8 protein-coding genes and 2 pseudogenes are annotated in these 24,069 nt (G+C 74.2%); 7 read left to right on the forward strand and 3 right to left on the reverse strand.

Annotated features, from left to right (window positions below; all coding sequences use genetic code 11):
- Positions 1–45 precede the first annotated feature (45 nt).
- From AC07B0_RS35735 to AC07B0_RS35765, 7 genes and pseudogenes are all read left to right on the forward strand, one after another.
- Positions 46–5,550: pseudogene (locus AC07B0_RS35735) on the forward strand (type I polyketide synthase); the annotation flags it as partial.
- A gap of 9 nt (positions 5,551–5,559) precedes the next feature.
- A complete protein-coding gene (locus AC07B0_RS35740; protein ID WP_478900052.1) occupies positions 5,560–12,201 on the forward strand; it encodes a type I polyketide synthase in 6,642 nt (2,213 codons plus the stop codon).
- A gap of 1 nt (position 12,202) precedes the next feature.
- Positions 12,203–15,322, forward strand: coding sequence for a type I polyketide synthase (locus tag AC07B0_RS35745; protein ID WP_478900053.1), 3,120 nt, complete (start codon positions 12,203–12,205; stop codon positions 15,320–15,322).
- Positions 15,323–15,493: 171 nt separating this feature from the next.
- On the forward strand, positions 15,494–18,736 hold the full coding sequence (locus tag AC07B0_RS35750; RefSeq protein ID WP_478900055.1) for a non-ribosomal peptide synthetase: 3,243 nt from the start codon (positions 15,494–15,496) through the stop codon (positions 18,734–18,736).
- 54 nt (positions 18,737–18,790) lie between these two features.
- A complete protein-coding gene (ccrA, locus tag AC07B0_RS35755) occupies positions 18,791–20,146 on the forward strand; it encodes a crotonyl-CoA carboxylase/reductase (RefSeq protein WP_478900058.1) in 1,356 nt (451 codons plus the stop codon).
- A 1-nt stretch (position 20,147) separates the two neighbouring features.
- Complete coding sequence (locus AC07B0_RS35760; protein WP_356879798.1) at positions 20,148–21,137, forward strand: 3-oxoacyl-ACP synthase III family protein; 990 nt, start codon at positions 20,148–20,150, stop codon at positions 21,135–21,137.
- On the forward strand, positions 21,134–22,018 hold the full coding sequence (locus tag AC07B0_RS35765) for a 3-hydroxybutyryl-CoA dehydrogenase (RefSeq protein WP_467298841.1): 885 nt from the start codon (positions 21,134–21,136) through the stop codon (positions 22,016–22,018). Before AC07B0_RS35760 ends, AC07B0_RS35765 begins: the two co-directional genes overlap by 4 nt.
- A gap of 60 nt (positions 22,019–22,078) precedes the next feature.
- On the opposite strand, the gene AC07B0_RS35770 is transcribed toward AC07B0_RS35765, so the two are convergent.
- From AC07B0_RS35770 to AC07B0_RS35780, 3 genes and pseudogenes are all read right to left on the reverse strand, one after another.
- Entirely contained in the window at positions 22,079–22,843 is a 765-nt protein-coding gene (locus AC07B0_RS35770) for a thioesterase II family protein (protein WP_356879794.1), read from the reverse strand.
- Positions 22,844–23,132: 289 nt separating this feature from the next.
- Entirely contained in the window at positions 23,133–23,924 is a 792-nt protein-coding gene (locus tag AC07B0_RS35775; RefSeq protein ID WP_467298838.1) for an ABC transporter permease, read from the reverse strand.
- A pseudogene (locus AC07B0_RS35780) lies at positions 23,921–24,069 on the reverse strand (ABC transporter); the annotation flags it as partial. The gene AC07B0_RS35775 and the pseudogene AC07B0_RS35780, both read right to left, overlap by 4 nt.

The following is a 24,069-nucleotide window of genomic DNA, read 5'->3' on the forward strand; positions in this document are numbered from 1 at the left end:
TAGGGGGAGGTCCTGGTGGAGGATGTCGACAAGCTCCGGTCCTATCTGCGACGCGCCGTCGGCGACGCGCAGGAGCTGCGCGAGCGGGTGCGCGAGCTGGAGGATTCCGCCCGCGAGCCGATCGCGGTCGTGGGCGTGGGGTGTCGCTTCCCGGGCGGCGTGACGTCCCCCGAAGGGCTGTGGGGGGTCGTGGCCGACGGGGTGGACGCGATCGGCGGCTTCCCGCAGGACCGGGGATGGGACCTGGAGGCGCTGTACGCCGCCGATCCCGAGGCGCCCGGCACCACGTACACGCGCTCGGGCGGGTTCCTGCACGGTCTCGCGGACTTCGACGCGCCGTTCTTCGGCATCAGCCCGCGCGAGGCCCTGGCGATGGACCCGCAGCAGCGGCTGATGCTGGAGACGTCGTGGGAGGCGCTGGAGCGGGCGGGCATCGACCCGGCCGGACTGCGCGGTTCGGCGACCGGCGTGTTCACCGGGATCTACGCCGTCGACTACGGCCCGCGGATGGGCGGCGGGGCGGCCGCCGAGGTGGAGGGCTTCGCCCTCACCGGGACGAACGCCAGCGTGGCCTCGGGCCGGGTGGCGTACGTACTGGGCCTGGAGGGCCCGGCGGTGTCGACCGACACCGCGTGCTCCTCGTCGCTCGTCGCCGTCCACCAGGCCGTACGGTCCCTGCGGTCCGGGGAGTCCACCCTGGCCCTCGCCGGAGGCGTGTCGGCCATGCCCACCCCCGGACTGCTCGTGGAACTCAGCCGGCAGCGGGGCCTGTCGGACGACGCACGCTGCAAGGCCTTCGCGGACGCCGCGGACGGCACCGGCTTCTCCGAGGGCGCGGGCGTACTCGTCCTCGAACGGCTCTCCGACGCCCTGCGCAACGGCCGCCGGATCTGGGCGGTGATCCGCGGCTCGGCGGCCAACCAGGACGGCGCCTCCAACGGCCTCACCGCGCCGAACGAACTGGCGCAGCGCCGGGTCATCAGGGCCGCCCTGGCCGATGCCGGGCTGCGGACGGACGACGTGGACGCGGTCGAGGCGCACGGCACCGGCACCCGGCTGGGCGACCCCCTGGAGGCGGAGGCGCTGCTGGCCACCTACGGGCAGGACCGGGACCCGGACAGCCCGCTCTGGCTCGGCTCGCTGAAGTCGAACATCGGCCACACCCAGGCGGCCGCCGGCGTCGGCGCCACCATCAAAATGATCATGGCGATGCGGCACGGCGTACTGCCCAGGACCCTGCACGTGGACCGTCCGACGACGCACGTCGACTGGTCGGCCGGCGCGGTCGAACTGCTCACCGAGGCCCGGGAGTGGACCAGCGCACCGGGACGTCCCCGGCGGGCCGGCATCTCCGCCTTCGGTATCAGCGGCACCAACGCCCACCTGATCCTCGAACAGGCACCCGAGACCCCCGAACCGGCCCCCGCACCACAGCGCGCCCCGGCCCGCCCCGCCCCCGCGTCCGTGCCCTGGGTGCTGTCGGCCCGGTCGGCGGAGGCGCTGCGCGGACAGGCGCTGCGGCTGCGCGACGCCCTGGCCGCGGACGCGGACCTCCCGCTCGCCGGCGCGGGACACGCGCTCGTGACCACGCGCTCGCTCTTCGACCACCGCCAGGTGGTCATCGGCGCCGACCGCGACGGACTCCTCGCCGCCCTCACCGCCGCTGCCGAGGGCGACGACAGCGCCGCCGGCGTGGTGTCCGGGGTCGCCAAGCCCGTCGGCAAGACGGTGTTCGTCTTCCCCGGCCAGGGTGCCCAGTGGGCCGGGATGGGCCGCGAACTGTGGGAATCCTCCCCGGTCTTCGCGCGCCGGATGCGCGAGTGCGCCGACGCGCTGGCGCCCCACGTCGACTGGTCCCTCCACGACGTGCTCGGGGACGCCGACGCGCTGGAGCGGGTGGACGTCGTACAGCCCGCGCTGTGGGCCGTGATGGTCTCGCTCGCCGAGCTGTGGCGCTCGCACGGGGTGCACCCCGCCGCGGTGGTGGGCCACTCGCAGGGCGAGATCGCCGCCGCCTGCGTCGCGGGCGCCCTGTCGATCGAGGACGCCGCCAAGGTGGTGGCCCTCCGGGCGAAGGCCGTCCTGACCCTGTCCGGTACCGGGGCCATGGCGTCGATCGCGCTCCCCCTGGAGGACGTGCGCGCCCGCCTGACCGACGGGCTGTCCGTCGCCGCCGTCAACGGGCCCTCCTCCGTCGTCGTGGCGGGCGACGTGACCGCACTGGAGGCGTTCCTCACCGCCTGCGAGGCGGACGAGGTGCGGGCCCGCCGGGTACCGGCGGACTACGCTTCGCACTCCGCGCACGTGGAGGCGCTCCACGGGGAACTGCTCCGCGTCCTCGCCGGACTGGAGCCCCGCACGGCCGAGGTCCCGTTCTTCTCCACCGTGACCGCCGACTGGCTGGACACCACGGTCATGGACGCCGAGTACTGGTACACCAACCTGCGCGGAACGGTCCGCTTCGAGGAGGCGACCCGGGCCCTGGCCGCCCAGGGCTTCCGCTTCTTCGTCGAGGCGTCCGCCCACCCGGTCCTGACGCTCGGGGTGGAACAGACCCTGGACGGCGCGGGCGCCGAGGCCACCGCCGTGGGCACGCTGCGCCGCGGCGACGGCGGCCTCGCCCGCTTCCACCGGTCGGCCGCCGAGGCCTTCGTGGCGGGCGCCGAGGTGGCGTGGGAGACGGCGTTCCCCGAAGGGGACCGCCCGTGGGTCGAACTGCCCACGTACGCCTTCCAGCGACAGCGCTACTGGCTGAACACCCCCCACGAGACCACCACCGGGACCACGTCGGACCACCCGCTGCTCGACGCCGCGATCGACCTGCCCGACGACGGGGACGGCGGCGGCGTCGTGGGCAGCGGGCGGCTGTCCCTCGAAACCCACCCGTGGCTCGCCGACCACGTCGTCCACGGCGCCGTCCTGGTGCCCGCCGCCGTGCTGCTGGAACTGGCGCTCTGGGCGGCGCACAGGGCGGGCCACGACGCCGTCGACGAACTCACCCTGGAACCCCCCCTGGTGCTGTCCCGGACGGCCGGACGCGAGATCCGCGTCGTCCTCGACGGCAAGGGCGCGATCAGCGTGCACTCCCGCGGCGAGGCCGAACCCGCATGGACGCGCAACGCCGTCGGCGTCGCCGGGTCCGGCGCCGGACGCCCCCGCGCCGAGGAGGGCCTCACCGCGTGGCCCCCGCCCGGAGCGGCCGCCGTCCCGGCCGAGGACGAGTACGACCGGCTGTCCGCCCTCGGCTTCGGCCACGGCCCCCTCCTGCGCGGCCTGCGCAAGGCGTGGCGCCGCGACGACACCCTCTTCGCGGAAGTGGAGCTGCCCGCCGCCGACGGCGCGGGCGGCCGGTACCGGATCCACCCGGCGCTGCTCCACGCCGCGCTGCTCCCGGCCGGCCTGGGGCGGACCGCCGACGGCTCCCGGCCCGGAGGCCGGCTCCCGTTCCGCTGCACGGGCATCCGCGTGGACCCCGCCGAGCCGGCCGCGCTGCGCGTCCGGCTGACGCCCGCGGGGGAGGACGCGCTGTCCCTGACCCTCGCGGACCAGGACGGCGCCCCCCTCGGCGGCATCGCCTCGCTGAGCCTGCGGCCCGCGGACGCCGAGGAGCTGACGGCCCTGGGCTTCGACGACCAGGACTCGCTGTTCCGGGTGGACTGGGTGCCCCTCCCGGTCCCCGCGGGTACCACCACGGGCCGGTACGCGGTGCTGGGCGACCCCGGAGCGGTCCCCGGGGCCCCGGACACGGACGTCTTCGCCGGCCTCGACGCGCTCGCCGCGTCCGGCGGCGCGGTACCCGCGCTCGTCGTCGCCGCCCTCGACCCGGCGGGCGCGGACGACGCGGACACCCCCGCCGCCGTCGGCCGGAACCTGCACCGCGTGCTGCGGTGGACGCGGGACTGGCTCGCCGACGACCGGTTCGCCGACTCCCGCCTGGTCATCGTCACGCGGGACGCGGTCCAGGACGGCCAGGTGCTCCGCACCGACCCCGCGGCGGCCGCCGTCTGGGGATTCGTACGCACCGCGCAGACCGAGAACCCCGGCCGGTTCACGCTCGTGGACACCGACGGCCGGGCCGCGTCCCTGGCGGCCGTCCCGGCCGCGGCCGGCACCGGGGAACCCCAGCTCAAGATCCGCTCCGGCGAGGTGACCACGCCGGAACTGGTACGCGCCCGCGACGCCTCCGCCGGCCGGGGAGCCCCCGGCGGGGCGGCGGACGCCCCCGCCCTCGGGCCGGGCACGGTACTGATCACGGGAGGCACCAGCGGCCTGGGCGCGATGCTGGCCCGGCACCTCGTGGACCGTCACGGCGTACGCCACCTGCTGCTGACCAGCCGGCGGGGCCCGGCGGCCCCGGCGGCGGCAGCGCTGCGGGAGGAGCTCACCGCGGCCGGAGCACACGTGGAGATCGTGGCCTGCGACGTCACGAGCCGTGAGTCCGTCGCCGGACTCGTCGACGCGGTACCGCACGGGCACCCGCTGACAGCGGTGGTCCACTGCGCGGGCGTACTGGCCGACGGGGTCGTCGAGGCGCTGACCGAGGAGCAGGTGGACGCGGTCCTCGCGCCGAAGGTGCGCGGTGCCTGGCACCTGCACGAGCTGACCCGGCACCTGGACCTGTCCGCGTTCGTGCTGTTCTCCTCGATCGCGAGCGTCCTCGGGACGGCCGGTCAGGCCAACTACGCGGCGGCCAACGGCTTCCTCAACGGCCTCGCCGAAGCCCGCCGGGCCCGGGGACTGCCGGCCACCTCGCTGTGCTGGGGCTTCTGGGCCGAACGCAGCGAGATGGTCGCCGGCATCGGCGACACCGACGTCGTACGCCTGCGACGCCAGGGCGTACTGCCCCTGGCGTCACGGGAGGGCCTCGCGCTCTTCGACCGGGCCGTCTGCCTGGACGAGCCGGTCCTGGTGCCCGCGCGCCTGGACCCCGCGGCGGCGGGCGCGGCCTCGCCGCTCCTGCGCGCCCTGACCGGGACACCCGCCGGACCCGGCGGCCCGGCCGGCCGGGACACCGCCGGCACCGGCCTCGCCCGGCAGCTGACGACGCTGCCGCCGGCCGAGGCGGAGGCGGTCCTGCTCGACGCCGTCCGGACGCAGACCGCCCTCGTGCTCGGCCACCCGGACACCAAGAGGATCGGCCCGGCCGCGACGTTCAGGAAACTGGGGATCGACTCCCTCACGGCGCTCGAACTGCGGAACAAGCTCTCGGCGGTGACCGGCCTGAAGCTGCCCGCCACGATCGCCTTCGACCACCCGAACCCGAGCGCCCTCGCCCAGTTCCTGCACGCGGCCGTCACACCCGGCTCCGCGGCCCCGGAATCTCCCGCCGGCCACCTGGCCAACGAGATCGAGGGCCTGGGCGCCCGGCTGGAGGACGCCTTCCTCCAGCTCGCTCAAGAGGAGCGGGACACCCTTTCCACCCTGCTCGGCGAACTGCAGGGTCGGATCCGTTCACTGGCGGGCGCCGGATCACCGGCCGGCCTCGTCGACCAGATCAGTTCGGCCTCGGCGGGAGACCTTCTCGCGCTACTGGACAGAGAGCTCGGCTAGGGGATAGCGATGACCAACGACAACAACGCCGAAGTCCTCGACTACCTCAAGCGGACGTCGATCGAGCTGATCGAGACGCGCAAGCGCCTGAAGGAACTGACGGAGGCCGCCGCCGAGCCCATCGCGGTGGTGGGCGTCGCCTGCCGGTACCCGGGTGGCGCGGCCTCCCCGGAGGCACTGTGGGACCTGGTGCGGGCCGGCGCGGACGTGGTGTCGGACTTCCCCGAGGACCGCAACTGGGACCTGGAGGGCCTGTACGACCCCGATCCCGACCGGCCGGGCACCTGTTACACGCGCTCCGGCGGGTTCCTGCCCGACGCGGGTGACTTCGACGCCGAGTTCTTCGAGATCAACCCGCGCGAGGCGCTGGCCGCCGACCCGCAGCAGCGGTTGCTGCTGGAGACCTCGTGGGAGTCCCTGGAGCGGGCCGGCATCGACCCGCAGACCCTGCGCGGCAGCAGGACCGGCGTGTTCGCCGGTCTCGCCTACTTCGGATACGGCAACCACTTCCAGACCCCCGAGGCCATCTCGGGGTACGCGCAGACCGGTTCCCTGACGAGCGTGGCGTCCGGCCGCGTGTCGTACGCGCTGGGTCTGGAGGGCCCGGCGGTGTCGACCGACACCGCGTGCTCCTCCTCGCTGGTGACGGTGCACCAGGCGGTGCAGTCGCTGCGGCAGGGCGAATGCGGCCTCGCGCTGGCCGGCGGGGTCACCGTCATGGCGATGCCGCAGGTGTTCCGCGAGTTCGCGCGGCAGCGGGGACTCGCGCCGGACGGCCGGTGCAAGGCGTTCGCGGACGCCGCGGACGGCACCGGCTTCGCCGAGGGCGTCGGGATGCTCGTCCTCGAACGGCTCTCCGACGCACGGCGCAACGGACGCCGGGTCTGGGCCGTGATCCGCGGCTCGGCGATCAACCAGGACGGGGCCTCCAACGGCCTGACCGCACCGAGCGGGCCCGCGCAGCAGCGCGTGATCCGGGCGGCGCTGGCGAACGCCCGGGTGCAGCCCGGCGACGTCGACGTGGTGGAGGCGCACGGGACCGGCACCACGCTCGGCGACCCCATCGAGGCCCAGGCGCTGCTCGCCACCTACGGGCAGGACCGGGACCCGGGCAACCCCCTGTGGCTGGGCTCGCTGAAGTCGAACATCGGACACACGCAGGCGGCCGGCGGCGTCGGCGGGATCATCAAGATGATCATGGCGATGCGGCACGGCGTACTGCCCAAGACGCTGCACGTGGACCGTCCGTCGACGCACGTGGACTGGTCGGCCGGCGCCGTGGAACTGCTCACCGAGGCCCGGGAGTGGACCAGCGCGCCCGGCCGCCCCCGGCGGGCCGCCGTGTCCAGCTTCGGGGCCAGCGGCACCAACGCCCACCTGATCCTCGAACAGGCCCCCGAGGAGGAGACAACCCCCGGCACCGGCCCCGACAGCGCCCCCGACGCCGCCGGCCCGGTGCCGTGGGTGCTGTCGGCGCGGTCGGAGCAGGCCCTGCGGGCGCAGGCCGAGAAGCTGCGCGAGTTCGTCGCCGCCGACCCGCACGCGGACGCCGCCGCGATCGGCGCGTCCCTCGTGTCGGGCCGGTCGCGGTTCGAGCACCGCGCGGTGCTGCTGGGACACGGCCGGGACGAGTTCCTGACCGCCCTGACGGCGCTGGGCGAGGGCGCCGAATCCCCCGCGGTGGTGCGCGGCGCGGCCGGGGAACCGGGCGGGTCCGTCTTCATGTTCCCGGGCCAGGGAGCGAAGTGGACCGGCGCGGCACGGGAGCTGTACGACACCTTCCCCGTCTTCGCGCAGAGCCTCGACGAGGTCTGCGCGGCTTTCGACGCGCACCTCCCCTTCGCCCTGAAGCCCCTGCTCCTCGCGGACGACCCCGCCGAGCCCGCCGACCCCGCCGAGCCCGCCGACCCCGCCGGGCCCGCCGGGCGCACGGACGTCATGCAGCCGGCGCTGTTCGCCCTCCAAGTCGCCCTGTACCGGCTCATCACCCGGTACTGCCCGCCGCCGGACCACCTGATCGGCCACTCCGTCGGCGAGATCGCGGCCGCCCACGTGTCCGGCGCCTTCGGCCTCGACACCGCCACCAGGCTCGTCGCCGCTCGCGGACGGGTCATGCAGACCGTCACCGAGCCCGGCGCCATGCTGGCCGTCCGCGCCTCGGAAGCCGAGGTGGGCACGCTGCTCGGCCGCTACGCCCGGGTCGGCTTCGCCGCCGTCAACGGCCCCGAATCGGTGGTGGTGTCGGGCCTGCGCGACGAGGTCCACGACCTGCGGGACCGCCTCGTCGCCGACGGCCGGTCGGCGAAGCTGCTCCCCGTCGCCCACGCGTTCCACTCCCCGCTCATGGACCCCGTCCTGGAGGAGTTCGCGCAGGCGCTCCACACCCTCCCCGGGGTAGGCGAGCTGACGGTCCCGGTCATCTCGACCAGGACGGGCCGCGAGGCCACGCTCCAGGAGCTGACGTCCGTCGGGCACTGGGTGGACCACGTCCGCGAACCCGTGCGCTTCCACGCCGCGGTGGAGCGCGCGCGTGAGGCCGGGGCGAACGTCTTCCTGGAGGTCGGGCCGGGATCGACGCTCGCCGGCCTCACCAAGGACGCCTTCGCCGCCGAGGGCGTGCACGACGCGGTCGTCGTGTCCTCGTCGCGGCGCGGCCGCGGCCCGGCGCGCGCGCTGGCCGGCGCACTGGCCGAACTGCACGTCCGGGGCGGGTCCGTGGACTGGGCCGCCCTGACCGGCACGCACCCGCGCGTGGACCTCCCGACGTACGCCTTCCAGCGGCAGCGCTACTGGATGGACTTCCTGGCCGGGACGGAGCAGACGGACGTGGCCTCCGCCGGTCTGTCTGCCCCCGGGCACCCGTTGCTGGGCGCCGTCGTGGACCACCCCGGCACCGGCGAGGTGGTGTTCACCGACCGGTGGTCCCTGCGGACCCACGCCTGGCTCGGCGATCACGCCGTGTTCGGTGCGGCCGTCGTCCCGGCGACGGCCTACCTGGACCTGGCGCTGTCGGTGGGCGGCCACGTCGGGTGCGCGGCCGTCGGCGAACTCTCCCTGGAAGTCCCCCTGGTCCTCCCCGACCCGGGCGAGGTACAGGTGCGGATCGTCGTCGGCGCCGCGGACGGAACGGGACGCCGCCCGCTGGACGTGTACTCGCGCCCCGCCGAGGACGCCGCGACCTCCGGCGGCTGGACCCGGCACGCGACGGGCCACCTGGCCCCGGGTACACCGCCGGCCGCCGAAGGGGCCGACGGCGCGGACGCGCTCGCCGTGTGGCCGCCCGCCGGGGCCGAACGGCTCGGCTTCGACGGTCTCTACGACTCCCTCGTGGACGCGGGCTTCGACTACGGCCCGGCGTTCCGCGGACTGCGCGAGGTCTGGCGGCGCGGCGACGACCTCTTCGCCCTCGCCACCCTGCCCGAGGACGCCGGGGGCGCCGACGGCCCGGCCGGGGGCGGGTTCGCCCTGCACCCGGCGCTGATCGACACCGTGCTCCACTCGGTCGTCGTCGGCGGCGTCATCGAGGTCACGGGAGAGCAGGGCTGGATGCCCTTCTCGTGGTCCGGCGTGTACCTCTCCGGGGAGTGCGGACCCACCGTGAAGGTCCGCATCACCCCGTCCGGCGAGGGCGTCGTCTCCCTCACGGTCGCCGACGGGCACGGCCGCGAGATCGCCCGCGCCGACGCGCTGGCGTTCCGGCCCGCCCGCGCCGAGCAGGTCCGCTCGGCGCCCGGCGGCCGGGAACGGCCGCTGTACGAGGTGCGATGGCGGCCGGCCCCCCGGGCCGCGCGGGAAACCGGCCGCGGACCGTGGGCCGTCGTCGGCGCCGAGAACGGCCAGGCCTCCCGGCTCGCCGGGACGGCCCGGGGGAGCGCCACGCTCCACACCTCCCTCGACGCGGTCCTCTCCGGGGACGCCCCCCGGCACGTCGTCCTCTGCCTGGACGACGTCGTCACCGCCGGGCCCGACCTGCTCACCACGGTCGGCGACGCCGACAAGCACGTACTGGACCTGCTGCAACGGTTCCTCGCCGAGGAGCGGCTCGCCGGATCCACCCTGGTCGTCCTCACCCGCCTGGCCCTCGCCACCGGTGCGGGGGAGGGCGTCGAAAGCCTGCCCGGCGCCTCCGTGTGGGGTCTGGTCCGCTCCGCGCAGACGGAACACCCGGGCAGGTTCCGCCTGGTCGACGTCGACGACGAGGAGACCTCCTGGGCAGCCGTCCCGGACGCCCTCGCCCTCGGCGAGGAGCAGCTCGCGCTGCGCGGCGGCGCCCCCCTCGTCCCCCGCATGGCGCCGGCCCAGCCCGCGGACCACCGGCTCGAACCGCCGGCGGACGGCGCCCACCGGCTGGGCATCCCGAAGAAGGGCACCCTGGAGAACCTGACGTGGGTGCCGTGCCCCGAGGTGGAAGCACCCCTGACGAGCGGGCAGGTCCGCATCGCCGTACAGGCCGCGGGCCTCAACTTCCGCGACGTCACGATCGCCCTGGGACTCATCGACAGGACGGCCTTCGACGCCGGACTCGGCAGCGAGGGCGCCGGCGTCGTCCTGGAGACGGCCGACGACGTGACCGGTTTCGCACCGGGCGACCGGGTGACCGGCATCTTCAACGGCGCCTTCGGACGCGTGGCCGTCGCCGACCACCGCCTGCTGACGCCCGTCCCCGACGGATGGAGCCACGCCGAGGCGGCGTCCGTGCCGAGCACCTTCCTCACCGCCTACTACGCGCTCTTCCACGTGATGCGGCTGGAGAAGGGACAGCGCATCCTCGTCCACGCCGCGGCGGGCGGTGTCGGCATGGCCGCCGTCCAGCTGGCCAAGCACGTCGGCGCCGAGGTCTACGCCACCGCGAGCCCGGCCAAGTGGCCCGCCCTGCGCGCCCTGGGGCTGGACGACGCGCACCTGGCCTCGTCGCGCGATCTGGAGTTCGTGGAGAAGTTCCTCGGCTCCACGGCCGGCGACGGCGTCGACGTGGTCCTCAACTCCCTCGCGCACGCCTTCGTCGACGCCTCGCTGGAACTGCTGCCCCGGGGCGGACACTTCATCGAGATGGGCAAGACGGACATCCGCGAGCCCCGGCAGGTGGCGTCCGACCACCCCGGAGTCCACTACGAGGCCTTCGACCTCTACGGCTCGGCGGGCACGGACACCATCCACGACATGTTCCGGGCCGTCATGGAGCTGTTCGCCGACGGACGCCTGGAGCTGAGCCCCGTCTCCGTCCGCGACATCCGCGACGCGCGCGCGACGTTCCGCGAGATGAGCCAGGGCCGCCACATCGGCAAGCTGGTCTTCGACGTGGGCGGCGGTTTCGGCGGCGGGACCGTACTGGTCACCGGCGGCACCGGGGGAGTGGGCTCCCTCGTCGCGCGGCACCTCGTCACCGGACACGGAGTACGCAGCCTGGTGCTGGCGAGCCGCCGGGGAACGGCGGCCGAAGGGGTCCGCGAACTGGTCGCGGACCTGGAGGGAGCGGGCGCCGCCGTCCGGGTCGTCGCCTGCGACGTCGCGGACCGGGCCGCCCTGGCGGAGGTGCTCGCGGACATGCCCGGCCGGTACCCGCTCACGGCGGTCGTGCACGCGGCCGGCGTGCTGGCGGACGGCACCGTCGCGTCGCTGACCGCGGAGGGCGTCGACCACGTCCTGCGCGCCAAGGTCGGCGGCGCCGTCAACCTGCACGAACTGACCCGGGGACACACCCTGTCGGCGTTCATCCAGTTCTCCGCCCTCGCGGGCACGCTCGGCACCGCGGGACAGGCGAACTACGCCGCCGCGAACGGCTTCCTGGACGGTCTGGCGGCCCGGCGCACCGCGTCCGGCCTCCCCGGCACCTCACTGTGCTGGGGCTGGTGGGAACAGAGCAGCGGCATGACCGGGGACCTGAACCAGGCCGACTTCTCCCGCCTCCGGAGGATGGGCGTCGACGCCATGCCGACGGCCGAGGCACTGGCCCTGTTCGACGCGGCGTACGCGTCCGGCAAGCCGGTCCTCATCCCGGCCCGCGTGGACGTCACCGCGCTGCGGAAGAAGACCGCCGACGAACTGCCGCCGCTCCTGCGCGGCCTCGCCGACGGCGGCCGCCCCCGCCGGAACAAGACGGGCACCCCCCAGGACGGCGGCCCGGCCGGCCTGCCCGCCCGGCTGGGCACCCTCCCGGCCGACGAGGCGCAGGCGTCCCTCCTGGACTGGGTCCGCGACCAGGCCGCCATCGTGCTCGGACACCCCTCCAGCGCGGCCGTCGACGCCGACCAGCCGTTCACCCAGCTCGGATTCGACTCGCTGACCGCGGTCGAACTGTGCAACCGGCTGGCCGCCGCGACCGGACTGCGCCTGGCGTCCACGCTCGTCTTCAGCTACCCCACACCGCGCGAGCTGGGCCGGCACCTGCTCGGCCTGCTGCGCCCCGCGGCGGACCCGGCCGCGGACGAGGACGCGCGGATCCGCGAAGTGCTGCGGACCGTGCCCGTCGACCGCCTGCGCAGCGCCGGCCTCCTGGAACTGGTCCTGGCGTGCGCCGACCCGACCCGGCCGGACGGCGCCGCGGACACGGCGGAAGCGGCGGACACCGGCACCGGTGCGGACGCGGACGCACTCTCCGACATGGACCTGGACGCGCTGCTCGACCTGGCTCTGGATGAAAGAGGTAAGTGACATGACCAACCCCGGGGATCAGCCGGCGGAGGGCACGGACCGGGTCCAGCGGGCGCTGCGCACCCTGCTGGAGGAACGCGACCGCCTGCGCCAGGAGAACGAGGCCCTGAAGGCCGGCCACGGCGAGCCCATCGCCGTGGTCGCCATGGCCTGCCGCTACCCGGGAGGCGTGGCGTCGCCCGAGGACCTGTGGGACGTGGTCCGCGAAGGCCGCGACGTCGTGGGCGAGTTCCCGACGGACCGCGGCTGGCGGGACGTGTACGACCCGGACCCCGACACCGTCGGCAGCGCCTACGTCCGCCACGGGGGCTTCCTCACGGACGTGGCCGGCTTCGACGCCGACTTCTTCGGCATCAGCCCGCGCGAGGCACTGGCCACCGACCCGCAGCAGCGCCTGCTGCTGGAGACGTCCTGGGAGGCCTTCGAACGGGCCGGCATCGTCCCCGCCGACGTGCGCGGCGCCGACGTCGGGGTCTTCTCCGGGGTCAGCTCGACCGAGTACGGGTGGCGCTTCCTGGAGGCGGGCCAGAGCGAGCTGGAGGGCTACCTGCTGTACGGCAGCTCGCTGAGCGTCGCGTCCGGCCGGGTGGCGTACGAACTGGGCCTGACCGGGCCGGCGGTGTCCGTGGACACGGCCTGCTCCTCGTCGCTGGTCACCCTGCACCTGGCGGTCCAGTCACTGCGCGCCGGGGAGTGCTCGCTCGCGCTCGCGGGCGGGGCCCTGGTGATGTCGACGCCCGCGCCCTTCGTGGAGTTCGCCCGGCAGGGCGCCCTGTCGGCCGACGGCCGGTGCAAGGCCTTCGCGGACGGGGCCGACGGAACCGGCTGGGCCGAGGGCGTGGGCGTACTGCTGCTGGAGCGGCTGTCCGACGCCCGCCGCAACGGCCACCCGGTCCTCGCCGTCGTCCGGGGTTCCGCCGTGAACCAGGACGGGGCCAGCAACGGGCTGACCGCCCCCAACGGCCGCGCCCAGGAGGCGGTGATCCGGCGGGCCCTGGCGAACGCCGGGGTCGCGGCCCACGACGTGGACCTGGTCGAGGCCCACGGCACCGGAACCACCCTGGGGGACCCCATCGAGGCGGGCGCCCTGCTGGCGACCTACGGCAAGGACCGGGCCGGGGACAGGCCGCTCTGGCTGGGATCCCTCAAGTCGAACATGGGCCACGCCCAGGCGGCCGCCGGCGTCGGCGGGGTCATCAAGACCGTCATGGCCCTGCGCCACGGCTACCTGCCGAAGACCCTGCACGTGGACGCCCCCTCGCGGCACGTGGACTGGTCGTCCGGCGGGATCGAACTGCTGGCGGAGGGCCGCGAGTGGACCCGTACGGACGGTCCGCGGCGGGCCGGCGTGTCGTCGTTCGGCGTCAGCGGCACCAACGCGCACGTCATCCTGGAAGAGGCGCCGCACCAGGAAGAGGACCGGGAGCGGGCCGGCGGAAACGCTCCGGACCCGGCGGCCGCCCGCGCACTGGTGCCGTGGATCCTGTCGGGCAAGAGCCCGGCCGCCGTGGAGCGCCAGGCGGCCAGGCTGCGCGACTTCGTCGCCGCCGGTCCGCACACGGACCTCGCCGCCGTCGGCGCTTCGCTGGTGTCGGACCGGTCGCGGTTCGAGCACCGTGCGGTGGTGCTGGGGCGCGACCGCGACGAACTGCTCGGCGCCCTGACCGCGCTGAGCGAGGGCGCCGAATCCCCCGCGGTGGTGCGCGGCGCGGCCGGCGCCCGCGGCGGGGTCGCCTTCGTGTTCCCCGGACAGGGATCGCAGTGGGCCGGCATGGGCCGGCAGCTGTACGACACCTTCCCCGTCTTCGCGCGGAGCCTCGACGCGTGCGCGGCCGCACTGGACGAGTGGGTGGACTGGTCGCTGCTCGACGTGGTGCGGGGCACCGCGGGGGCGGCGTCACTGGACCGGGTGGACGTGGTCCAGCCCGCGCTGTTCTCGGTGATGGTGTCCATGGCCGCCCTGTGGCGTTCCTGGGGCGTGGAACCGGCCGCGGTGGTGGGACACAGCCAGGGCGAGATCGCCGCCGCCCACGTGTGCGGCGCGCTGTCGCTGCGGGACGCGACCCGGGTCGTGGCCCTGCGCAGCAAGGCGCTGGTGGACCTGATCGGTCACGGCGGGATGGCATCGGTCGCCGAGTCCGCGGACCTCGTGGCGGAACGTCTCGCTCCGTGGGGTGGCCGGGTGAGCATCGCCGTCGTCAACGGGCCCCGCTCGGTGGTGGTGTCCGGGGAGCCCGACGCGCTCGACGAGTTCGTCGAGAAGATGAAGGCCGAAGGCTCCCAGGCCCGGCGGATATCGGTCGACTACGCCTCGCACTCCCACCACGTGACGCGGGTCCGCGACCAGGTCCTCGAAGCGCTGCCCGGCCTGAGCCCGAAGACGTCCGCGCTGCCCTTCTACTCGACGCTGCACGGGGAGGTCATCGACACCGCCCGGCTGGACGGCGGCTACTGGTACGACAACCTGCGCGAGAAGGTCGTCTTCGAGACGTCCGTCCGGCGGCTGGCCGACGACGGCTTCCGGGTGTTCGTCGAGATGAGCCCGCACCCCGTCCTGACCGTCCCGGTACAGGAGACGGTCGAGGACGTGGACGACGCGGTGGTGCTGTCCTCGACCCGGCGGGACCGGGACGAGGTGGCGGACCTGGTCGCCTCGCTGGCCCAGCTCCACGTCCGCGGCGGACCGGTGGACTGGGACGCCCTGCTCGGCACGGACCGGCGCGCGGACCTTCCGACGTACGCGTTCGAACGGCAGCGGTACTGGCTCAGCGCCTCGCGGACGGCGGCGTCCGCGGAAGTGCCGCCGACGCAGCCGCCCGCGGGCGACGACCACCTCGTCCCGCTCGCGGACCGGGTCTCCGCGCTCCCCGGCGACGAGGCCGAGGCACTCGTCCTCGACCACGTCCTGGAGCGGGTCGCCGTCGTCCTCGGGCGCCCCTCCGGCGCCTCGGTCAACCCCGACCAGGAGTTCAAGGAGATCGGGTTCGACTCGCTGCTGTCGGCCGAGCTGAGCAAGCGCCTGACCGCCTCCACCGGCCTCAAACTGCGGGCCAACCTGGTCCTGAAGCACCCGTCACCCCGCCGGATCGCCGGGCACATCGTGTCCTCGATGGCCGCATAGGCGGCGCGGCCCGCCGGCGGGAATGTCTCGCCGGCGGGACACCGCAAGCCCGGCCGCGGCCCGTCCCGCCCGGCACCGAGTTGCATTGAACGGCCGTGTCGCTTCCCCGAAGGTGGGGGTGATCTGCGACGACTTCCGATTCCGGTCCTGTCTGCTGAGAGGTTGATCTGTATGCCTTCGTTCGGCGCGTCGTCTGCGCACAAGGGGTTGTGGCGGGCGCAGGAAATGGCCGCCGACACGCCGAACCACGCGCTGACCATGTGGGACGTGGCCGGTGAGCTGGACGCGGCGGTCATGGACACCGCGTTCCTGCACGTGATGGGCGAGGCGGAGGTACTGCGCGTCAACTTCGTCGACGACGGCACCGGGCTGCGCCTGGTCCCCAGGGAACTGGGCGACTGGCGTCCGTTCTTCCTCGACCTCAGCGCCGGGCCCGACCCCGAGCAGGCGGCGCGCGAAGCGCTGGCCGACCTGGTGCGGCAGCCGTTCGACCTGGAGCGGGACCTGCTGTTCCGGCTGGGCGTCGTCAAGCTCGCCGAGACCCGCTCCCTCCTGGTGATCGCCTACCACCACCTCATATCGGACGGGTTCGGCGCGGGCGGCCTCCTCTCGCGGCGCCTCGCCGAGGTGTACACGGCGCTCGCGCGGGGCGAGGACGTCCCGCCGCTGCCGCACCCCTGGGACGTCGCCTCCTTCTCGGCCGAGGCCGTGGACTACCTCGCCTCCGACACGTTCACCGAGGACACGGAGTTCTGGCGCGACTACCTGAAGGACGCGCCGGCGCCCGCCCGGGTACCGCGCGTCACCCTGTCCGACTCCGCGCGGACCGCGCTCTCCGAACCCCTGGGCAACGCCGACCGCTGGGCGGAGGTGGCCGGCGCCATCGGCATGTCCGGCCGGACGCTGACCGTCCCGCGCGCCCGGGCGGACGCGTGGACCGCGACCGCGACGTCCATGGGCGTGTGGATGTCCCAGATGCTGACCGCGGCCGCCGCGGTGTACTTCCGGCACCGCTGCGACCGTCCGGAGTTCCTCCTCTCGCTGGCCGTCGGCAACCGGGTCGGCGTCGCGAGCAGGACCCCCGGCCTGGCCGTGAACGTCGTACCCGTGCGCGTGGCCGTTCCGCTCACGGCGACGTTCACCGAGATCGCCGACGCGATCGTCGACGAGACGTACGAGCTCTTCGGCCACACCGCCTGCCACTACTCGGACATCCAGCGCGCGAGCGGCACCGTCCTCAGCGACCGCGGCAGCTTCGGCGCCGTCGTCAACGTCGTCGAGTTCGCGGAGCAGCTCCACTTCGCCGACAGCCCGGCGAGCTACTTCGGCGCGACCACCGGAACCTTCGACGAACTGTCGATCGGCGTGTACTCCGACGGCACCCCCGACAGCGACCTCTTCATCCGCCTCGACGCCCCCGAGAGCCTGTACTCCCGCCCCGAGCTGCGGTTCGTCGGCGAGGAACTCATCGCGTACGTCGACGCGCTGGTGGCCGCCGCGGACCAGCCGGTCGGCGCCCTCGACGTGGTGAGCGGCGTCGAACGGGACCGGGTGCTGACCGCGCCGGGCGACACGCGGGAGCCGGCCGCGGAGCCGGCCGCGCCGCGGGAGGTGACGGTGCCGCGGCTGTTCGCCCGGCAGGTGGAGCGGCGCCCCGACGCCGTCGCCCTGGTCTCCGGGGACTCGGCGCTCTCGTACCGTGAACTGGACGACCGCTCGACCCGCCTGGCCGCGGCGCTGAGGCGGCTCCGGATCGGCCCCGAGACCGTCGTCGCGGTGGCCCTGCCCCGCTCCGCGGACCTGGTCGTCGCCCTGCTGGCCGTGGCGAAGGCGGGCGGCGCCTACCTGCCGGTCGACCCGGCGCTCCCGGCGGAGCGCACCACCGCGCAGCTCCTCGGCTCCGCCGCGCGCGTCCTGCTCACCGACGCCAAGACGGCCGGCGCGCTCTCCATCGGCCCCGACGTCTCCCCGATCCTGTTCGACGACATCGCGTCGGAGCCCGCGTCGGAGCCCGCCGACGGAGCCGACGGCGTGCCGGAGGCCGCGGCCCCCCACCCGGACGGCCTGCTGGCCGTCGCGTACGGCTCCGGACCGGCCGCAACGGCCACCGCCGTCACGCACCGCAACCTGAGCCGGTTCGTCACGGACACCAACTGGACGGAAGCCGGCGACGGCACCGTGCTGTGGCACGCGCCGCACACCTGCGACTCCCTCGCCCTCGAAGTGTGGGCGCCGTTGCTCAACGGCGGCACGGTCGTCGTGGCCCCGCCGGGCGACCTGGACCTCGACGCGCTCACCCCTGCGGGGGAGGCGCACGGCGTCTCCGCGGTGTGGCTCCCCGCGGCCCGGTTCTCGGCGATCGCGGCGCAGCGCCCCGAACTCCTCGCCGGGCTGCGCGAGGTGTGGACCGGCGGTGACCGGGTGCCGGCGGCCGCGCTGCGACGCGTCCGGGAAGCCTGCCCCGGGCTGACGGTCGTCCACGGCCACGGCCCGACGGAAACCACCGTGTTCGCCGCCTGCCACCGCCTGGCCGTCGGCGAACCCGTCCACCGGGCGGGCGCGGTCGGCCGCCCCCTGGACGACACCACCCTCTACGTACTGGGCCCGGGACTGGCACCCGTCCCCGCCGGCGTGGTGGGAGAGCTGTACGTGGCCGGGCCCGGAGTGGCCCGCGGATACGCCGGCCGGCCCGGGGCGACCGCCGAGCGCTTCGTGCCCTGCCCGTTCGGTCCGCCCGGCGCCCTCATGTACCGGACCGGGGACCGGGTCCGCTGGGGCACCGACGGCCGGCTGGAGTACGTGGGCCGGGCCGGCGCCCAGCTGGAGGTCCGCGGAGTCCGCGTCGAACCGGCCGAGGTCGAAGAGGCGCTGGCCGAGTACACCGGGCTGGCGCAGTCGGTGGTCGTCGCCCGCGAGGACGGCACCGGGCAACGGCGGCTGGTGGCCTACGTGGTCCCGGTCGCCGGCCGGACCGTCCCGGCCGACGAGCTCCGCCGGTTCGCCGCCGGGCGGCTGCCGGAGTCCGGGGTACCGACGGTGTTCACGGTCCTGGAGCACCTGCCGGTGACGTCCGACGGCAGGGTGGACCGGCCGGCGCTGCCGGAACCCGGGTTCGACGACGGGAAGTACCGGGCACCGCGCAACGACACCGAGCGGATCCTGACCGGACTGTTCGCCGACGTGCTCGAAGTGGACCGGGTCGGCATCGACGAGGACTTCTTCGACCTCGGCGGGAACTCGCTGCGCGCGATCCGGCTGGTCGGCCTGATCCGGGCGGAGCTGAAGCAGGAGGTGTCGATCCGCAAGCTGTTCGCGGCGCGCACCGTCATCGGCCTGTCCGACATGTGGAAGGACCTCGACCGGTCCAGCAGGCCGAGCCTGCGCAGGAGGACGAAGGACGGCGCGGTCCTCTGACCGCTGCCCGCCGCCCGGCCGCGGAGTTCGGCCACTGCGAAGGAGTGAGGCAACATGGATTCTTTGACCGAGGCCCTGCTGGGCGGGGCCGGCCCGGACGAGATCGAAAGACACGCCCTGCCGACGGAATACGAGGCCGCGCACCTCCTGGCCTCCGACGTCGGCATGTTCGACGGCGTGCAGGACAAGGACGTCCGCAAGTCGCTGCACGTCGGCCGGGTGCCGATGCCCGACCTCGCCCCGGACGAGGTGGTCGTCGCCGTCATGGCGAGTTCCATCAACTACAACACGGTGTGGTCGGCGACGTTCGAGCCGGTGCCCACCTTCGAGTTCCTCAAGCGCTACGCCCGGGAGGGCGGGTACGCCGCCCGCCACGACCTGCCGCACCAGGTGGTCGGCTCCGACGCGGCCGGCGTCGTCGTGCGCGTCGGCGCCGGGGTGCGGCACTGGAAGGCCGGCGACCACGTCGTCGCCAGCTGTGTCCAGGTCGACGAGCAGGAGCCCGCCACGCACGCCGACGCGATGCTCGGGTCGGGCCAGCGCATCTGGGGCTACGAGACGAACTTCGGCGGACTCGCCCACTACTCGGTGGTGCGCGCGAGCCAGCTGCTGCCCAAGCCGCCGCACCTGAGCTGGGAGGAGTCGGCGGGTGTCCTGCTGACCGCGGCGACCTCGTACCGGATGCTGGTCGGTGACAACGGCGCGCGGATCAAGCAGGGCGACGTCGTGCTCATCTGGGGCGCGACGGGCGGGCTGGGCGCGTTCGCGGTACAGATGGTGAAGAACGCGGGCGGCATCGCCGTCGGCGTCGTCAGCTCCGAGCACAAGGCCGGGGTGCTGCGCCGCCTCGGGTGCGACGTGGTGATCAACCGCAACGAGATCGGCATGGGCGGGGACGACGCCCTCACCCCCGAGCGGACGATCGAGCTCGGCAAGCGGCTCGGCCGGGAGATCCGGCGGCAGGTCGGCGAGGACCCGCACGTCGTGTTCGACTACGTCGGGCGGGCCACCTTCGGGATCTCCGTCTTCGTCGTGCGCAAGGGCGGAACGGTCGTCACCTGCGGATCGAGCACGGGGTACGACCACCACTTCGACAACCGCTACCTCTGGATGAACCTCAAGCGGATCATCGGCAGCCACGCCGCGAACCTCCAGGAACAGGCCGAGTGCAACCGCCTGTTCCGGCTGGGACAGCTCTCCCCCATCCTCTCCGAGGTGTTCCCGCTGAAGGAGGTGGGCGAGGCCGCACGACTGGTCCAGCTGAACCGCCACACCGGCAAGGTCGGCGTGCTCTGCCTCGCACCCGGGGAAGGGCTCGGCGTCACCGATCCCGTCCTGCGGGAGAAGATCGGGGCGGCCCGGCTCAACCCGCTGCGCGGCTCCGGCGCGCCCGCCGCCGAGGTGTCCTGACGTGGGGATCGGCATCCTCTCCACCGGCTCCTACCTGCCCAAGAACGAGGTGGGCAACGAGGAGGTCGCCGAGCGGGTCGGCGTCACCGCGGAATGGATCGAACGCAAGACCCAGATCCGCTCCCGGCGCTACGCGGCCCCCCACGAGGCGACCTCCGACCTGGCCCTGAAGGCCGCCGAACGGGCGCTGGAGCAGGCGGAACTGACCGCCGACCAGATCGACTACCTCATCGTCTCGACCTCCACCGGCGACCACCCGCAGCCACCCACCTCCTACCTCGTCCAGCACGGGCTCGGCGCCTACGGCGCGGCCTGCTTCGACGTCAACGTCGTGTGCAGCGGCTTCGTCTACGCGCTCGCGCTGGCCCACAGCCTGGTGGCCGTACGCCCGGACGCCCGGGTCCTGGTCATCGGGGCGGACGTGTACTCGCGGATCCTGGACTTCACCGACCGCAGGACGGCGGTCCTGTTCGCCGACGGCGCCGGGGCCGCGGTCGTCGGCGCGGTGCCGGACCCGTACGGGATCATCGCGAGCGACCTGGCCAGCCGGGGCGACGCGCACCACCTGATCCGTGTCGAGGCCGGCGGCAGCCGCACTCCGGCATCGGCGCAGACCCTCGCGGACGGCGGCCACTTCTTCCGGATGGACGGCCGCGGAGTACGGGACTTCGTCGCCGAACACGTACCGCCGGCCCTGATCGCGCTGACGCGCAGGGCCGGAGTGGACATCGGCGCCGTCGACCACTTCGTACCGCACCAGGCCAACGGCGTGATGCTCGGCGAGGTCGTCGAACGCGCCGGGCTGACCGCCGCGCACACCCACCGCACGCTGATCCGGTACGGCAACGTCGGCAGCGCCTCGGTGCCCGTCGCCCTCGACGAGGCCAACCGGACGGGAGCGCTGTCGCCGGGAGACCTGGTGCTGCTCGCCGGGTTCGGCGGCGGCATGTCGATCGGAGCGTCACTTCTGACCTGGGGGACCCGCACATGACCACGTCCACGCAGAACGCCGCCGCCCGCATCGACCGGGTGGGTGTCGTCGGCAGCGGCATCATGGGCACCGGCATCGCCGAACTGTGCGCGAAGGCCGCACTGGACGTCACGGTCGTGGTGTTCTCCGAGCCGTCGCTGGTCACGGCGCCGCAGCGGCTCGCCGCGTCCCTCGACCGGGGGGTGGCCAAGGGCAAACTGACGGAGGAGCAGCGCGACGCGGCGCTGGGCCGGGTGTCGTTCACCCGTGACCTCGGCGAGCTGGCCGACCGTCACCTGGTGATCGAGGCGGTCAAGGAGGACGAGCAGGTCAAGCTGGACCTGTTCGCCGCCCTCGACAAGATCGTCGAGGACCCGGACGCGATCCTGGCGACCAACACCTCCTCGATCCCCGTCGTCCGGCTCGCCGCCGCGACCGCCCGCCCGGGCCGGGTGCTCGGGATGCACTTCTTCAACCCGGTGCCGGCACTGCCGCTCGTCGAGCTCGTCGACTCGGTGCTGACGGACGGGGAGGCGAGCGCGCGGGCGCTGGTCTTCGTCCGGGACGTCCTCGGCAAGGAGCCCGTCGCCTCCCCGGACCGGGCGGGCTTCCTCGTCAACGCGCTGCTGTTCCCGTACCTGCTGTCCGCGGTCCGCATGGTCGAGTCGGGCCTGGCGACCGCCGAGGCCGTCGACCGGGCCATGGTGGCGGGCTGCGCGCATCCGATGGGGCCGCTGCGGCTCGCCGACCTGATCGGCCTGGACACCACCGTGTCCATCGCGCGGGCCATGTACGAGGAGTTCAAGGAGCCGCTGTACGCGCCCCCGCCGCTGCTGCTGCGCATGGTCGAGGGCGGTCTGCTGGGCAAGAAGTCCGGCCGCGGTTTCCACACGTACGCGTAGGGCGGTGTCGGTCCTGCCGGCTCCCGGGGTCCCGGGCAGTCGGCAGGACCACGCGCACGCTCAGGAGACGGCCGCGCCGGCGAGCAGCCCCTCGGTGACGGCCGAGGCGACCTGGTCCAGATGGTCGTTGAGGTAGAAGTGGCCGCCGGAGAACACCTCCAGGGCGAACGGGCCGCTGGTGTGCTCCCGCCAGGCCAGGGCCTCCTGGACCGTCACCACCGGGTCGCTGTCCCCGACCAGGGCGGTCACCGCAGTGGTGAGCGGCTCACCGCCGCCCCAGCTGTACGTGCTCAGGGCCCGGTAGTCGGCGCGCAGCGCCGGCAGCACCATCTCCAGGATCTCGGGGTTGTCGAGCGTCGTCTGGTCGGTGCCGCCCAGCCTGCGGACCTCGGCCAGCACCGCGGCGTCGTCGAAGCGCCGGTAGTGGGCGCTCGACTTGCGCAGGCCCGGAGCGTCCCGGCCGGAGAGGAACAGCCGCTGGGGGCCCGGGAGTCCGTCGCGGGCCAGCAGCCGGGCCGTCTCGAACGCGACGAGCGCGCCCATGCTGTGGCCGAACAGGGCGTACGGTCTTCCGGGATCCTCGGCCAGTTCGCGGGCCAGTTCCCCGGCCACCGCCTCGACGAGCGGATCCAGGGCCGTGAACGGTGCCTCCAGGTACCGGTCCTGGCGTCCCGGGTACTGCACGGCCACCACGTCGAAGTCCGCGGGCAGGGTGCGCGCCAGGTTCGTGTACGCCGTCGCGGAACCGCCCGCGTGCGGGAAGCACACGAGCCGCGGACCGTTGCCCGCGGCCGTGGTGAAGCGCCGCAACCATGTGTTGTTCACCGGTGTCTGTCCTCTCGTGTGGACGGCCGGCCGTACGGCTGCGGGGCTCCGAGCGGACCGGGCCCGGCGGCCGGGACCCCGCGGGGGCGCGCGTCCGTCCGTACCGGACCTGACCACCGAATATCCCGCTCCGGCCTCGACCGGTCCTCGTACAGCGGTGGAGCACCCGCGCGGACTCCCTCCGGCGGCCGGGCACGCGAACGGGGCGGTGTGCGCCGGCGTGGTGTCGGCGTACACCGCCCCGGGGCGGGACGGGCTGCGGGCGGTGTGGTCCCCGCTGTCACGGCGGCTACTTCGGGTCGTGGTTGAACTTCGAGGTCGACCAGAAGTACCCGAGGACCGTGAGGGCCAGGCACCAGGCGACGGCGAGCCAACCGTTGTGGCCGATCTCGCTGCCGAGGAGGAGCCCGCGGAGGGTCTCGATGGCGGGGGTGAAGGGCTGGTACTCGGCGATGGGCTGGAACCAGCCCGGCATCGAGTCGACCGGCGTGAAGGCGCTGGAGAGGAGCGGCAGCAGGATCAGCGGCATGGCGTTGTTGCTGGCGGCCTCGGCGGTGGGGCTGATGAGGCCCATGCCGACGGCGATCCAGGTGAGCGCCAGGGCGAAGAGGACGAGCAGGCCGAACGCCGCCAGCCACTCCAGGGCGGTCGCGTCCGTGGAGCGGAAGCCGATGGCGACGGCGACGGCGCCGACCAGGACCACGCTCGCGATGGACTGCAGGACGCTGCCGATGACGTGCCCGACGAGTACCGAGGGGCGGTGGATCGCCATGGTCCGGAAGCGCGCGATGATGCCTTCGCTCATGTCGTTGGAGACCGACACGGCGGTGCCGATGACGGTGCTGCCGATGGTCATCAGCAGCAGGCCGGGGACGAGGTAGGCGATGTACGCCGACCGGTCGGGGGTGCCGCCGGTGATGCCCGCGCTCATCGTGCCGCCGAAGATGTAGACGAAGAGCAGCAGCAGCATGATCGGGGTGAGCAGGAGGTTCAGGGTGAGGGAGGGGTAGCGGCGGGCGTGCAGGAGGTTGCGGCGCAGCATCGTGGACGAGTCGCGCACGGCGAGGGAGAGGGAGCTCATCGGACGGTCTCCTTGGGCTGGCTGGTCTGGCTGTTCTGGCTGGGCAGCTTGGTGTCGCCGGTGAGGGCGAAGAACACGTCGTCGAGGTCGGGGGTGTGGACGGTGAGTTCGTCGGCCTCGATGCCGGCGGTGTCGAGCCAGTCGA

The organism is Streptomyces sp. NPDC044704 (genome assembly GCF_056433525.1).